Here is a 13576-nt window from a genome sequence, read left to right on the forward strand (position 1 = left end):
AGGTCAGCGCGAGAGAAACCGCCCGGAATAAAATGAGCGCGGAGCGGGCTATGACCGCCGCTCCGCGCCCGCTGTCGTTATTGGCCGCCGCCCAGCGAGTGGACGTACACCGTAAGGGCCTTGATCGTGGCCGGATCGAGCTTGGAGCCCCAGGCCGGCATATGGCCGCCGCGACCATTGGTCAGGGTTTCCTGGATCGTCGCCTTGTCGCCGCCATAGAGCCAGATCTTGGTGGTCAGGTTCGGGGCGCCGACGTCGGAATTGCCCTTGGCGTTGTCGCCATGGCAAGGCGCGCAATTCTCGGCGAAGACCTTCTTGCCGGCGGAGACGTCCGCGGTGGTCGGCGTCGACAACGAGACGACATAGGCCGCGACCTGACCGATCTGGTCCTTGGTCAGGATGCCGTCCTTGCCGAAGGCCGGCATATTGCCTTCATGGCCGTCCGCATCGCCCGAGCGGGCGCCATGGGTGATCGTCTGGCTGATCTGGTCGAGCTTGCCGCCCCACAGCCAGCGGTCGGCCGTGAGATTGGGATAGCCGACCGAACCCTGGCCATTCGAGCCATGGCACGGCGCGCAGTTCACGCCGAACGACGAGCGACCGTAGGCGCGGGCGAATTCCGCCAGCTTCGGATCGGCGGCGATCTGCTGCAGGGTCGACTTGTTCAGCTGGCCGACCATGGCCGCGCGCTGAGCCTGGAGATCCTGCAGATCTGCCGTGACCGCGCCGCGCGACGTCCAGCCGAGCAAACCGGCCGTATGGCCGCCGGGAAGCGGAATCGCGGGGTACAGGAACCAGTAGCCCACGGCCCAGACCATGGTGGCGTAGAGAATATAGAGCCACCATTTCGGGAGCGGCGTATTCAGCTCCTTGATGCCGTCCCATTCATGGCCCGTGGTCGCCGTACCCGTGGCCGCGTCAATGTCTTGATGCGTATTGTCAACCATCGTTCAATCCTCGTTCAGCGGCAGGCGGGCGGCCTCGTCGAAGCTTTTCTTTTTGGAGGGCCACAGCGCAAAGACGACGACGCCGACGAATGCGATGATGACCGATAGCAGGCTGAATAATTTCAGCGGTCCGAGAATGGCTTCGAAGTCCATATCGCCCCTCAGCGCCAGTTGGCTTTTGCGTCGAACAGTTTGAAGTCAACCGTCGTGCCGAGCATCTGGAGATATGCGACCAGCGCGTCCTGTTCGGTCGGGCCGGCTTCGCCGCCCAGGCTCGCGTGAGCGACGGCCTTGGGATAGCGCTTGACCAGATCGGCGACGGACGGATCGTCGGGGCTCAGCTGCGCCTTGACGTCGGCCTTGGCCTTGGCGATCAGGTCCGGCGTATAAGGAACGCCTTCGAGCGCCAGAATCTGCATATCCTCCTGGATATGGGCGAAGTCGAGCGGGGTCTCAGCCAGGAAGCCGTAGCGCGGCATGACCGAACCCGGAACCACCGAGCGCGGATCATTCAGATGGCCGCGCTGCCAGTCGTCGGAATATTTGCCGCCGACGCGGGCGAGATCGGGACCGGTGCGCTTGGAGCCCCACTGGAACGGATGATCATATTTCGATTCCGCGGCCAGCGAGTAATGGCCATAGCGCTCAACTTCGTCGCGCAGCGACCGGATCATCTGCGAGTGACAGAGATAGCAGCCCTCGCGGACATAGATGTTCCGGCCGGCGAGCTCGAGCGGCGTGTAGGGCCGCACGCCGTCGACCGTTTCGATCGTGCTCTTCAGATAGAAGAGCGGACCGATTTCGACCAGACCGCCGATGGCCACGACAATGAGAATGCCGACCAGCAGGACAAGGCTGTTCTTTTCGAAGATTGCGTGATGTTTCCACATGGACATGGACAGCTCCTCACTCGGCCGGCGCGAGCGCGGGTTTGGCTTCGGGGGCTTCGACCTCTTCAGGCGAAGCAAGGGTCTTGTAGAAGTTATAGGCCATGATCAGCGAGCCGATGAGGAACAGCCCGCCGCCTGCCGCGCGGATCACGTAGAAGGGGTGCATGGCCTCGACGGATTCGATGAAGGAATATTCAAGGAAGCCGTTGGAGGTATAGGCGCGCCACATCAGGCCCTGCAGGATGCCGGACACCCACATCGCGGTGATGTAGAGCACGATGCCGATGGTCGCGATCCAGAAGTGCCAGTTCACGAGCTTCAGCGAGTAAAGCCTGCGATTATACACCCAGGGGATCAGGCAGTAGAGGGCGCCGAAGGAGACGAAGCCGACCCAGCCCAAGGCGCCGGAATGCACGTGGCCGATGGTCCAGTCGGTGTAATGCGACAGGGAATTGACCACCTTGATCGACATCAGCGGACCTTCGAAGGTCGACATGCCGTAGAAGGCGATCGACACGACGAGCATGCGCAGGACCGGATCGGTGCGGAGCTTGTCCCAGGCGCCGGCCAGCGTCAGCAGGCCGTTGATCATGCCGCCCCAGGAAGGCATCCACAGCATGATCGAGAAGGTCATGCCCAGCGTCTGCGCCCAGTCCGGCAGCGCCGTATAGTGCAGATGGTGCGGACCGGCCCAGATATACATGAAGACCAGGGCCCAGAAGTGGATGATCGACAGGCGGTAGGAATAGACCGGACGCTCCGCGCGCTTGGGCACGAAATAATACATGATGGCGAGGAAGCCGGCGGTCAGGAAGAAGCCGACCGCGTTATGGCCATACCACCACTGGAACATCGCATCCTGCACGCCGGACCACACGATGTAGGACTTCGGCGAGAAGAGCGACACCGGCACCGAGGCGTTGTTGCCGAGGTGCAGCATGGCGATCGTGACGATGAACGCCAGGGTGAACCAGTTGGCGACATAGATGTGGGGCTCCTTGCGCTTCCACAACGTCGCCAGGAAGATCAGCAGGTAAACAACCCAGACGATGGTCAGCCAGAGGTCGGCGTACCATTCCGGTTCGGCATATTCCTTGCCCTGCGTGATGCCGAGCAGATAGCCCGTGCCCGCGATGACGATGAACAGGTTGTAGCCAAGGATGACGAACCAGGGCGCGAGCTCGCCGGCGATGCGCGTGCGGCAGGTGCGCTGCACGACGTAGAGCGATGTCGCCAACAGGACGTTGCCGCCAAAGGCGAAAATCACGGCCGAGGTGTGCAACGGGCGCAAGCGGCCGAAGTTGATCCACTGGAGGCCCAAAGACAGATCTGGATAGGCCAGCTCCAGCGCGACGATAAGGCCGACCAGGAAGCCCGCGATGCCCCAGAACACCGCCGCAAGGCTGGCGAATTTGATGGGGCCATATTGATAGTTCGGCCGACCGTTGATCTCCTGCGGGATGACCGCCGGGCGGTTGGTGTAGTTCTTGAAGATCAGGAACGCCGAGCCGAAGCCAGCAAGGGCGAACACGAACATGTGGAACGCGTAAGCGGCGGTGTAGGCCTTCGACGCGATGAACAGCGCCAGGAAGGCGCCGGCGAAGGAGAGGACGATTCCGAGCAATTCGCCGATCGTCATTTTCTTGCCGCCCGATGGCGACGCCGTGGATATTGAACTTGCTTGCGCCATGTTTTCGCCCCAATGAAATCGCGCTGGCACTTTTCAGGATGCCGGCTCGCCATTGGGCGGACCATCGCCCGCCCCGTCAAAGCTTTCATTGACTCAAGTCAAATGAAGCGCTTAGCGCCCTCAATAGCTTGAAAATGTTCTCTTTGCGATAGGACAACAGTCCAAGATTTTCCCCGCGCGACTTTTCGCCGCAGTTTCAGTCAAAGCGTCCGCGCCGCAATCTGGCCAATCCTTTGCCGCCTTTCCGGACATTTCCCTTTTTTCGAGCCCGCGGGTCCCGGTTCAGCATTCAACTAATTTCCCCGCATTAGGTCTTGATTCGTCCGCTTGCCCCCGCCTAAATTCCAGTGAACGGCCATGTCCCTGGAAGGACGCAAGAAACGGCCATTGGGGAGCATAGCCATTTGAGCGCCTACGCCCTTGAGACGGACGGGGTGACGAAGGAATTTTCAGGTTTCACGGCGGTCAACAACGTGAGCCTGCGCATTCGGCGTCACACGATTCACGCGCTGATCGGCCCGAATGGCGCCGGAAAGACCACCTGTTTCAATCTGTTGACGAAATTTCTCGAACCCACGCGCGGTTCGATTCGCTATGAAGGCCGCGACATCACGCGCTCCCGTCCGGCGGACGTCGCCCGCCTCGGTCTGGTCCGCTCCTTTCAGATTTCGGCGGTTTTTCCGCATTTCTCGGCGCTGGACAATGTGCGAATCGCCTTGCAGCGGAAGCGTGGCGACTCATTCGACTTCTGGCGGTCCGACCGATTGCTGCGGCAATATGATTCGCGCGCCCGCGAACTGCTCGACGAAGTCGGGCTGTCGGACTGGACCGACGCCAAAGCCGGGGAAATGCCCTACGGTCGCAAGCGGGCGCTGGAAATCGCCGCCACCCTCGCGCTCGATCCGCAAATGCTGCTGCTCGACGAGCCCATGGCGGGCATGGGCCACGAGGACATCGACCGAATCGCCGATCTCATCAAGCGCGTCGCAGAGGGTCGCACCGTGCTCATGGTCGAGCACAACCTGAGCGTCGTCTCGCGCATTTGCGACGTGATCACGGTTCTCACGCGCGGAAAAGTGCTGGCGGAGGGCGATTACGCCGTCGTCTCGGCCAATCCCGCCGTGCAGGAAGCCTATCTTGGCTCCGAATCGCCGGAAGGAGCCGGTCATGGCTGAGGCGCCCCTGCTGAGCGTATCCGACCTGCACGCCTTCTATGGCGAATCCCATGTGCTGCACGGCGCCGCGCTGGAGATCCGGGAGGGCGAGATCGTCACCCTGCTCGGGCGCAACGGCGCCGGCAAGACGACGACGCTCAAATCCATCATGGGCATGATGGCGAAACGTCGCGGCTCGATCCGCTATGGCGGCGTCGAGACGATCGCGATGGCGTCGGACCGAATCGCGCGGCTCGGAATCGCCTTGTGCCCCGAAGAACGCGGCATCTTCACCAGCCTCAATGTCGAGGAAAACCTGCTGCTGCCGCCCAAGATCGCGCCGGGCGGCCTGAGCCTGGACGAGATCTTCGAGCTTTTCCCCAATCTGCGCGAGCGCCTGCGCAGCCCCGGCGGCAAATTATCGGGCGGCGAGCAACAGATGCTGGCGATCGGCCGCATCCTGCGCACGGGCGCGCGACTCCTGATGCTCGACGAGCCGACCGAGGGCCTCGCCCCGGTCATCATCCAGCAGATCGCCCGGACCATCGAAAAGCTGAAGGCCAAGGGCTTCACCATTCTGCTGGTCGAGCAGAACTTCCGTTGGGCCTCGGCGCTGGCCGACCGCTTCTATGTCATGGATCACGGCCAGATCGTCGAAGCCTTCAACAGCGCCGAGCTTCCGGCCAATAGGGATAAACTTCACGCCTATCTGGGCGTCTAAAAGGTACTGGCGCAAAAAGGCGCCGAATGGGAGGGGAAATGACGAAACGTTCTTTGGCGGGCGCCGCCTGCGGCCTGATGCTCGCCAGCGCGGGCTCAATTTTCGCCGGCGCGGCCTTGGCGCAGGAAAAGGCCATCAAGGTCGGCGTGCTGACCGACATGTCCGGCCCCTATGGCGACGTCGGCGGCGCAGGCTCGGCGGTCGCCGCGCAAATGGCGATCGAGGATTCCGGCATGCTCGCCAAGGGCTGGAAGATCGACCTCATCTCCGCCGACCATCAGAACAAGGCGGATGTCGGCTCCAATCTCGCCCGCGAATGGATCGACCAGGGCAAGGCCGACGTCTTCCTCGATCTGCTGACGTCCAGCGTCGCTTTGGCGGTCAACCAGATCGTCAAGGAAAAGAACAAGGTCGCGCTGATTTCCGGCGCCGCCAGCTCGGACCTGACCGGCAAGGCCTGCTCGCCGAATTCGATCCACTGGACCTATGACACATTCTCGCAAGCCAACAGCACCGGCAAGGCCATCACCAAGGCGGGCGGCGACAGCTGGTACTTCGTCACCGCGGATTACGCCTTCGGCAAGGCGCTGGAGCGCGACACCACCACCGTGGTCACCGCCAATGGCGGCAAGGTGATCGGCAATGCGATGGCGCCGCTCAACAACGCCGATTTCTCTTCGCAACTGCTGCAGGCGCAATCCTCCAAGGCCAAGGTGGTCGGCCTCGCCAACGCCGGCGCCGACACCGCCAATTCCATCAAGCAGGCGGCGGAATTCGGCCTGACCCAGGGCGGACAGAAGCTCGCCGCGCTGCTGATGTTCATCACCGACGTCAATGCGCTCGGCCTGCCCGCCGCGCAGGGTCTGGAGTTCACCGAATCCTTCTATTGGGACCTGAACGACAAAACCCGTGACTTCGCCAACCGCTATTCCAAGCGCGTCAAGAACGGCGCCAAGCCGACCATGGTCCAGGCCGGCGTCTATTCCTCGCTGATCCATTATCTGAAGGCGGTCGAAACGCTCGGGCCGACGACCGACGGCGCGGCCATCGTCTCGACGATGAAATCCATGCCGACCGACGACGAGGCCATGGGCAAGGGCTATATCCGCCAGGACGGCCGCAAGATCCACCCGGTCTATCTGCTCCAGGTCAAGAAGCCCTCAGAATCGAAATATCCGTGGGATTACGCCTCCGTCGTCGCGACGATTCCCGGCGAGGAAGCTTTCCGCCCGCTGGCGCAGAGCGAATGCCCGCTGGTGACCAAATGAGCGTCACGGGCGTTTTTTGTCGGGAAAAGGGGGATCGCAAGATCCCCCAGCGCCGCCGTAAAGGGGAGATCGCATGATCCCCCTGCTCGGAATCACGACCCAGGCGCTGTTCGCGCAATTGCTGGTCGGACTCATCAACGGGGCCTTTTACGCCTTGCTAAGCCTCGGCCTCGCCGTGATTTTCGGCATGCTGAACATCGTCAATTTCGCCCATGGCGCGCTCTATATGATGGGCGCTTTCTTCGCCTGGTTCCTGCTGAACACGCTCCATATCGGCTATTGGCCGGCGCTCCTGCTGGCGCCGCTCGGAGTCGCCATTTTCGGCATGATCGTCGAGCGGACCATGCTGACCCGCCTTCAAGGTCTCGACCATATCTATGGCCTGCTGCTGACCTTCGGCCTCGCCCTGATCATTCAGGGCCTGTTCCAGAACTATTTCGGCTCGTCCGGCCAACCCTATCCCGTCCCCGATTTGCTCAAGGGCGGCGCCAATCTCGGCTTCATGTATCTGCCCAATTATCGCGCCTGGACCATCGCGTTCTCGCTCGCGGTCTGTCTGCTCACCTGGTTCGCCATCGAAAAGACCCGGCTCGGCGCGGTCTTGCGCGCGGCGACCGAGAACCCGCAGCTCACGCGCGCCTTCGGCGTCAACGTGCCCCGCCTCATCACGCTCACCTATGGCTTCGGCGTAGGCCTCGCCGCGCTCGCGGGCGTGCTGGCGGCGCCGATCTATCAGGTGCGGCCGCTGATGGGCGCGGATCTCATCGTCGTCGTCTTCGCCGTGGTGGTGATCGGCGGCATGGGCTCGATCATGGGCTCTATCGTCACGGGCTTCGCGCTTGGCCTGATCGAGGGCCTGACCAAGGTCTTTTATCCGCAGGCGGCCAATACGGTCGTCTTCGTCGTCATGGCTTTGGTCCTGCTGGTCAAGCCGGCCGGTCTGTTCGGCAGGAAGGCGTGAGATGACCGATATTGCCCCCCGCGCTCCGGCGCCTCACGCCTCGGCCCCCTCCGCAAAGACTTCCACCGAACTGCTCGCCATCGCGGGTCTCGCGCTTGCCCTCGCAGCCGCGCCGCTGGCGGCCTATCCCTTCTTCCTCGCCCAGGCGCTTTGCCTCGCCCTGTTCGCCTGCGCCTTCAACCTGCTGGTCGGCTTTGGCGGCCTGCTCTCCTTCGGCCACGCCATGTTCTACGGCTCGGCCAGCTATGTCGCCGCCCATGCCGCCAAGGTCTGGGGCCTGCCGCCGGAAGCCGCCATCCTGGCCGGGACGCTGGGCGCCGGCCTGCTCGGACTCGCCTCCGGCGCGCTGTCGATCCGCAGCCAGGGCATTTATTTCTCGATGATCACTTTGGCCTTGGCGCAGCTCGTCTATTTCATCGCCCTGCAATCGCCTTACACGCATGGCGAGGACGGCGTGCAGGCTGTTCCGCGCGGAAAATTGTTCGGGTTGATCGACCTGAGCAATGACGTCACGCTCTATTATGTCGTGCTGGCGATCTTCCTGTTCGGCCTGTTCTCGATCTATCGCATCGTCCATTCGCCCTTCGGCACGGTGCTCAAGGCCATCCGCGAGAACGAGACCCGCGCGATTTCGCTCGGCTATCGCGTGGACCAGTACAAGCTCGCCGCCTTTGTGCTTTCCGCTACGCTGGCGGGGCTCGCCGGCGCGACCAAGGCGATTGTCGCGCAAAGCGCAACCTTGACCGATGTGCACTGGACCACATCGGGCGAAGTCATCCTGATGACGTTGGTCGGGGGCATGGGTACGATGGTCGGGCCGGTCTTCGGCGCCTTCATCATCCTCGCCATGCAGAATTACCTGTCCACATTCGGCCAGTGGGTGATGGTGATTCAGGGAGCGATCTTCGTGATCAGCGTGCTGAGCTTCCGCCGGGGCCTGATCGGCGAAATCTCGAACCGCTTCAAGATTTCTCTGTAATTTCCGAGGGGCTCGCCGTCGTCGGCTATTCGCCGGCGGCGGCCTCTTCCCGCGCCGCTTGTTGCTCGGCGGCGGGCGCGCGTTCGCGCAGTGGCCCCGGATAGGCGGCGACGGCGCGCGCGACCAGTTTCTTTTCCTGGGTGTGAATGATCCACCAGCCAAGAACGACGCCGAGCGCCGCGAGGCCCAGCATGATCTTGCCCAGCGGCCCCGCGACGCGCTCGAAGGCGTCGCCGAAGGCGAAGCCGCCGAGCCCGAAGATCACCGCCCAGACGATGCCGCCGGTGGCGTTATAGAATAGGAACTGTCCCCAGCTGTAACGGTTCACCCCGGCGAGGAAAGCCGCGAAAATCCGCAGCAGCGCGATGAAGCGGCCGAAAAACACGATTTTCGCCCCATGATGCTCAAATAAATATTGCCCGAGCTTGATCCGGTCGTCGGTGAGACCCAGCCGCGCGCCATGGTTCAGGAGCAGCGGCAGGCCGAAGCGCCGCCCCGCCCAGAAGCCGACATTGTCGCCGAGAATGGCCCCTAACGCGGCGAAGAAGATGACCAGCTTGATATCGATCAGGCCCGTCGCGCCGGCGAACATGGCCGCCAGAACGAGCGCGGTCTCGCCCGGCAGCGGAATGCCCGCGCTTTCAAGGGCGACGATGCAGAAGACCGCGAGATAGCCGTGCTGTGCGATCAGGGGCTTTATCGTTTCGATGAACATTTCGGATTCCGTCGGCGCCGGGCTGTCGGTTCCAGCGAGGGATGGCCACGCCAGGAATGGGCGCCTTCGCCCTGGTTAAGACAATAGGGTTGAAATTTCCTTGGCGTAACTGCAACTTATGGCGCGGCCTCGTTCCGCCCATGCAACCCGAGGGGCCCGGGCAGCGCGGCCTTCGCCACTTCGATCAAGCGCCGCTCGTTCTTTCGGTAATGGCGCCACGCGGCAAAAATCAGGCCGACCGCGAGAACGAGCGCCCCGATTCCGAATGGCCCCGCGATCTTGTGGAATTCCGCGCCGAGAAAATAGCCGCCAAAGCCGAAAATCGTCGCCCAGACGACGCCGCCGGCGGCGTTGTAAATGAAAAAGCGCCATGGCGCCACTTTATTGGCTCCGGCCAGCACGGCTGCGAAAGCGCGAAGCACTGCGACGAAGCGGCCGAAAAACACGATGGCGCCACCGTAACGCAGAAATAAATATTGCCCGAGCCTGAGCCTGTCCTCGTCGAGGCCGATGCGCGCTCCGTGGCGGATCATAAGATCGAGGCCGAAGCGCCGCCCGGCCCAGAACCCGGCATTGTCGCCGCAAATGGCGCCGGCAGCGGCGGCGGCGATGATGATCCCGATCGAGCCTTGCTGTGTGCGCCCCGCGACAATTGCGGCGGTGACGAGAATGGTCTCGCCGGGCATGGGAATGCCCGCGCTTTCCATCGCCACGATAAAAAAAATGGCCCAGGGGCCATAATGAATCAGAAGTGAATGAAGATGTTCCAATCGGACCTCGCCCGAAAGGAGTTTTATCCCCGCGAATGCCGGCGAGCGCAAGCGCGAGGCTGAAATCGAGCGCAAAACACCCGCCGCCGCGCCGGATAGGACTCAGCTGCAGGCGCTCTTCAGCTCGGGCTCGCGGCGCAGGAATGAATGCGATCCCGCCTCCCAGCGCAGACGCCGCTGTTCCATCGCGCCGGCTTCCGCACGCGCAATATCCCGCGTGGCGTCCCAGGCGTCTTCCAGCGCCGTCTCGACGACATGGCGCAGACCCGTCAGGATCGGCATTTCACTGCGGACCATGTTGGTTTCCAGCATTTTACGCCGCAGGGGGCTGGCCTTGCGATCATAATCGGCGGCCAGACGCGCCACGAAAGCGCCGGCCGACACGCCCGCGCTCCCCGCCGCCGCCGCCACGCGCCGCTGAAGCTTGCCGCCGATGCAGGCAAGAGCCGCCGCAGCGACATGTTCATTGGCGCATGTTCGGAACAATTCGCTCGTTCGCATGAAGGTCTCCGACTTCCGGTGGGCGCCGCCACACTGCTTGCGCAAGTGCGACCGCGCGGCGTTTCGGGGAAAACCGTTCCAGAAAACTCAACGCCAGTGGGAACGCGAGGATCATACCAATGATGGAGGATGGCGAACGAATCACAATGCCGTGAAAATCCCGAAATGAGCCGCGCCAAATCGACGCGGTTTAAGGATTCGTTAACTTTTTTGAGCGCCAGGACCATAGGATGCGAAGCGTTCGACCAGCGACAGAACCTCGGAGTCTGGCAGGAGAACTGGGCCGCCCGCGAGGCTGGCCAGATAGTGCAGCCGCGCCAGGGTTTCGAGTTCTCCGGCGAGCCAGAGCGCCCGCTTCAAGTCCGGCCCGACCGCGATCATGCCATGGCTGCCGAGCAGCACGCCCTGGCGCGGCCCGAGCCCCGCCACGGCCAGTTCGGACAGTTCCGGCGTGCCGAAGGGCGCATAATCCGTGCATTCGATGCTGGCGCCGCCGAATGCCGCGATCATGTAATGGCTCGCCGGGATCGGCCTGCGCAGCATGGCCATCACCGTGGCATAGGGCGCATGGGCGTGGACCACGGCGGCGACATCCGGACGCGCGCGGAAAATATCGCGATGGAAACGCCATTCGCTGGAGGCCTTGAGTCCGGTCTTCTCGTCGCGGACCGGGATCTCGGCGCCGAGATCCATCGTAACGATCATGTCCGGCGTCAGTTCGTCGTAATCGACGCCGCTCGGCGTGATCAGCATGGCCTCGCCGAGACGCGCGGAAATATTGCCCGCCGCGCCCTGGTTGAAATCCTTCGCGTTCATCGCGCGGCACGCGGCTACGATCGCCTCGCGCGCCTTGCGCTCTGCTTTTTTCGACGCTGCTTTTTTCAATCCCGCCATCACCAGCTTCCGATATTCGACGCGCTCGCCCAGGGCTCCCGCGCAGGCAGTGCGCCGCCCTTTTGCAGCAATTCAATGGAGATGCCGTCCGGCGAACGGATGAAGGCCATGTGACCGTCGCGCGGCGGCCGGTTGATGGTCACGCCAGCCTGCGAAAGCTTGTCGCAAAAGGCGTAGATGTCATCGACCTCATAGGCGAGATGGCCAAAATTGCGGCCGCCCGTATAGGATTCCGGGTCCCAGTTATAGGTCAGCTCCACGACGGGCGCGGCACTCGCAGTGGCCTGCGCGGCGTCCCCTGGCGCGGCGAGGAAGATCAGGGTGAAGCGGCCCTTTTCATTCTCCATCCGTCGGGTTTCGACCATGCCGAGCTTGGTCACGAAAAAATCGAACGCCGCGTCGAGATCGCCGACCCGGATCATCGTATGCAGGTAGCGCATCGCCGCCTCCTTCTGTTGCGCCGCCTTTATAACCGAATTCGCGCCAATTCGAGCCCGATTTCAATGCGTCCGTAGCCCAGCGGCGCGCGCAGCGCGAGGCGCTTCAGGCTTTCCCGCCTTGCCCGGGCCCGCGCCGAAATGCTATTGCAGCCGCGCAAGGCAGGAGGACCGCCCTTGACCGACGCCGCCCTCAAGGAAAAAGTCGCCCTCAGCTCCATCGTCGCCAGCGCCTTGCTCACGATCGGCAAGCTCGCGGCGGGCGTGGCCTCCGGATCGCTGGCGCTTCTGTCCGAGGGCGCCCATAACGCGCTCGACACCGGCGCCACCATCCTCACCTATTTCGCCGTGCGCGAGGCCAACAAGCCCGCCGACGACCGCCATCATTACGGCCACGGCAAGTTCGAATCGCTTTCGGCCTTGGCCGAAACGGGCCTTCTCGCCGGCCTCGCCTGCTATGTCCTTGTCGCCGCGATCCGTCGGCTGTGGGAAGGCGCCGAGCCCATCGACGCGAGCTGGCCGGTCTTCGCCGTGCTCGGCGTCTCCATCGTGGTGGACCTCGCCCGCTGGCGGACCTTGCGCGCCGTGGCCATCAAGACCGGCAGCCACGCGCTCGCCGCCGACGCCATGCATTTCGCCAGCGACCTTGTCGGCTCGGCGCTGGTGCTGATCGGCCTTGCCGCCAGTTCCTATGGTTTCCATCAGGGCGACGCCCTGGCCGCGATCGGCGTCGCTTTGTTCATCGGCTACGCCGGATATCATCTCGGCCGCGACACCATCGAGACCCTGCTCGACACGGCGCCCGAGGGGCTGGCCGAAAACTTCCGCTCCGCCATCGGGCAAATTCCCGGCGTCGTCGAGGTCGAGGACGTGAAGCTGCGCGGCAATGGCCCACATATTCTGGGCGAAGTCACCGTCGCCGTCTCGCGCACCCTGCCGGTGGAGCGCCTGATCCAGATCGAGCGCGCCGTGCAGGCGAAGATCGCCGAAATTTCGCCCGAGACCCAGGCCAGCGTCATCACCTCGCCGCGCGCGCTCGACGAGGAGACGCTGACCGAACGAATCATGCTGATCGCCGGCCGACGCAAGCTGGCCGTACATCACATCATCGTCCAGCGGCTCGACGGACGCGATTGCATCGCCTTCGATCTCGAAATCGACGGCACAATGTCGCATGGCGCGGCCCATGAGATCGCCACGGCTCTGGAAGACGAAATCCGGGCGGAGGTTGGCGCCGGGATCGAAGTGGAAAGCCATATCGAGCCGTTGCAGGACCATGCGCTAACCGGACACGAAGCCGATCCCGCGACAATCAGGCAGATTACCGACTCTCTGCGCCAACTGGCGATCGAGGGCGGGGTGCTCCAAGGCGTCCATGACGTGCGCGCGCGCAGGACCGAGGAAGGGCTGGTGGTCAATTTCCACGCCAATGTCGATCCTGCCCTGAGCGTGGCGGCGGCCCATGAGGCCATGGACCGGCTGGAGCGCGCCATTCGCGAGCGCACCCCGAGCCTGCTGCGGGTGGTCGGCCATGCCGAGCCGGTCGGCGCAGGCTAGCCCACGCATAGGGATAATCATCGGCGCCGCGCTCCCGGCTTGCCGCAACGCGAATCCGGGGCCATTCTCTCGAGCAAGGCTTACCTTGCGCC

The 13576-nt window shown here is 63.3% G+C and carries 15 protein-coding genes; 6 read left to right on the forward strand and 9 right to left on the reverse strand.

Translation table 11 applies throughout. The features are described 5' to 3' along the window. Positions 1-77 precede the first annotated feature (77 nt). From ccoP to ccoN, 4 genes are read right to left on the reverse strand one after another with little or no spacing between them, the layout of a single operon-like run. Positions 78-947: a cytochrome-c oxidase, cbb3-type subunit III gene (gene ccoP, locus QZ409_RS15255; RefSeq protein ID WP_296713011.1), complete on the reverse strand. Its 870-nt coding sequence runs from the start codon at positions 945-947 to the stop codon at positions 78-80. Between the two features lie 3 nt (positions 948-950). Further along, the gene (locus tag QZ409_RS15260; protein WP_283366219.1) at positions 951-1100 is read right to left on the reverse strand and encodes a cbb3-type cytochrome c oxidase subunit 3; all 150 of its coding nucleotides are present in this window, start codon (positions 1098-1100) and stop codon (positions 951-953) included. Positions 1101-1108: 8 nt separating this feature from the next. Continuing rightward, positions 1109-1843 (reverse strand): cytochrome-c oxidase, cbb3-type subunit II, encoded by a 735-nt coding sequence (gene ccoO / locus QZ409_RS15265; protein ID WP_296713015.1) that lies wholly within the window; start codon positions 1841-1843, stop codon positions 1109-1111. Positions 1844-1853: 10 nt separating this feature from the next. Then, positions 1854-3476: a cytochrome-c oxidase, cbb3-type subunit I gene (gene ccoN, locus QZ409_RS15270; RefSeq protein WP_296713071.1), complete on the reverse strand. Its 1623-nt coding sequence runs from the start codon at positions 3474-3476 to the stop codon at positions 1854-1856. 455 nt (positions 3477-3931) lie between these two features. On the opposite strand from ccoN, the gene QZ409_RS15275 reads away from it, so the two are divergent. From QZ409_RS15275 to QZ409_RS15295, 5 genes are all read left to right on the forward strand, one after another. Continuing rightward, positions 3932-4702: an ABC transporter ATP-binding protein gene (locus QZ409_RS15275; RefSeq protein ID WP_296713018.1), complete on the forward strand. Its 771-nt coding sequence runs from the start codon at positions 3932-3934 to the stop codon at positions 4700-4702. After that, complete coding sequence (locus QZ409_RS15280; protein ID WP_296713019.1) at positions 4695-5402, forward strand: ABC transporter ATP-binding protein; 708 nt, start codon at positions 4695-4697, stop codon at positions 5400-5402. The genes QZ409_RS15275 and QZ409_RS15280 overlap by 8 nt, the downstream gene beginning before the upstream one ends. A 77-nt stretch (positions 5403-5479) precedes the next feature. Further along, positions 5480-6670 carry an ABC transporter substrate-binding protein gene (locus QZ409_RS15285; RefSeq protein WP_296713074.1) on the forward strand — a complete coding sequence of 397 codons (1191 nt, stop codon included), beginning with the start codon at positions 5480-5482 and terminating at the stop codon, positions 6668-6670. A 73-nt stretch (positions 6671-6743) separates the two neighbouring features. Further along, positions 6744-7631: a branched-chain amino acid ABC transporter permease gene (locus QZ409_RS15290; protein WP_296713021.1), complete on the forward strand. Its 888-nt coding sequence runs from the start codon at positions 6744-6746 to the stop codon at positions 7629-7631. A 1-nt stretch (position 7632) separates the two neighbouring features. Continuing rightward, on the forward strand, positions 7633-8610 hold the full coding sequence (locus QZ409_RS15295; protein WP_296713022.1) for a branched-chain amino acid ABC transporter permease: 978 nt from the start codon (positions 7633-7635) through the stop codon (positions 8608-8610). A gap of 25 nt (positions 8611-8635) precedes the next feature. Here the strand turns inward: QZ409_RS15295 and QZ409_RS15300 are convergent, their stop codons facing one another. The 5 genes from QZ409_RS15300 to QZ409_RS15320 all read right to left on the reverse strand — a co-directional run bounded on the left by QZ409_RS15300 (position 8636) and on the right by QZ409_RS15320 (position 11930). Then, positions 8636-9325 (reverse strand): DedA family protein, encoded by a 690-nt coding sequence (locus QZ409_RS15300; protein WP_296713024.1) that lies wholly within the window; start codon positions 9323-9325, stop codon positions 8636-8638. A 116-nt stretch (positions 9326-9441) separates the two neighbouring features. Next, entirely contained in the window at positions 9442-10032 is a 591-nt protein-coding gene (locus tag QZ409_RS15305; RefSeq protein WP_296713076.1) for a DedA family protein, read from the reverse strand. A gap of 165 nt (positions 10033-10197) precedes the next feature. After that, positions 10198-10596, reverse strand: a complete 399-nt coding sequence (locus QZ409_RS15310; RefSeq protein ID WP_296713025.1) for a hypothetical protein — start codon at positions 10594-10596, stop codon at positions 10198-10200. Between the two features lie 201 nt (positions 10597-10797). Beyond that, a complete protein-coding gene (locus QZ409_RS15315) occupies positions 10798-11490 on the reverse strand; it encodes a class II aldolase/adducin family protein (protein ID WP_296713027.1) in 693 nt (230 codons plus the stop codon). Further along, complete coding sequence (locus QZ409_RS15320; protein WP_296713029.1) at positions 11490-11930, reverse strand: VOC family protein; 441 nt, start codon at positions 11928-11930, stop codon at positions 11490-11492. The genes QZ409_RS15315 and QZ409_RS15320 overlap by 1 nt, the downstream gene beginning before the upstream one ends. A 174-nt stretch (positions 11931-12104) precedes the next feature. Here QZ409_RS15320 and QZ409_RS15325 point away from each other — a divergent pair, with 174 nt between their 5' ends. Further along, positions 12105-13484 carry a cation diffusion facilitator family transporter gene (locus QZ409_RS15325; protein WP_296713032.1) on the forward strand — a complete coding sequence of 460 codons (1380 nt, stop codon included), beginning with the start codon at positions 12105-12107 and terminating at the stop codon, positions 13482-13484. Positions 13485-13576: the final 92 nt, after the last annotated feature.

It is taken from the genome of Rhodoblastus sp. (assembly GCF_019449565.1).
Classification (GTDB): domain Bacteria; phylum Pseudomonadota; class Alphaproteobacteria; order Rhizobiales; family Beijerinckiaceae; genus Rhodoblastus.

Bases quoted from the DNA above. Each gene is read 5' to 3' on its own strand.
- QZ409_RS15300 (WP_296713024.1), bottom strand. From the start codon at position 9,325: ATGTTCATCGAAACGATAAAGCCCCTGATCGCACAGCACGGCTATCTC.
- ccoN (WP_296713071.1), bottom strand. From the start codon at position 3,476: ATGACGATCGGCGAATTGCTCGGAATCGTCCTCTCCTTCGCCGGCGCC.
- ccoO (WP_296713015.1), bottom strand. From the start codon at position 1,843: ATGTCCATGTGGAAACATCACGCAATCTTCGAAAAGAACAGCCTTGTC.
- QZ409_RS15310 (WP_296713025.1), bottom strand. From the start codon at position 10,596: ATGCGAACGAGCGAATTGTTCCGAACATGCGCCAATGAACATGTCGCT.
- QZ409_RS15290 (WP_296713021.1), top strand. From the start codon at position 6,744: ATGATCCCCCTGCTCGGAATCACGACCCAGGCGCTGTTCGCGCAATTG.
- QZ409_RS15305 (WP_296713076.1), bottom strand. From the start codon at position 10,032: ATGGAAAGCGCGGGCATTCCCATGCCCGGCGAGACCATTCTCGTCACC.
- QZ409_RS15260 (WP_283366219.1), bottom strand. From the start codon at position 1,100: ATGGACTTCGAAGCCATTCTCGGACCGCTGAAATTATTCAGCCTGCTA.
- QZ409_RS15315 (WP_296713027.1), bottom strand. From the start codon at position 11,490: ATGGCGGGATTGAAAAAAGCAGCGTCGAAAAAAGCAGAGCGCAAGGCG.
- QZ409_RS15280 (WP_296713019.1), top strand. From the start codon at position 4,695: ATGGCTGAGGCGCCCCTGCTGAGCGTATCCGACCTGCACGCCTTCTAT.
- ccoP (WP_296713011.1), bottom strand. From the start codon at position 947: ATGGTTGACAATACGCATCAAGACATTGACGCGGCCACGGGTACGGCG.
- QZ409_RS15295 (WP_296713022.1), top strand. From the start codon at position 7,633: ATGACCGATATTGCCCCCCGCGCTCCGGCGCCTCACGCCTCGGCCCCC.
- QZ409_RS15320 (WP_296713029.1), bottom strand. From the start codon at position 11,930: ATGCGCTACCTGCATACGATGATCCGGGTCGGCGATCTCGACGCGGCG.
- QZ409_RS15285 (WP_296713074.1), top strand. From the start codon at position 5,480: ATGCTCGCCAGCGCGGGCTCAATTTTCGCCGGCGCGGCCTTGGCGCAG.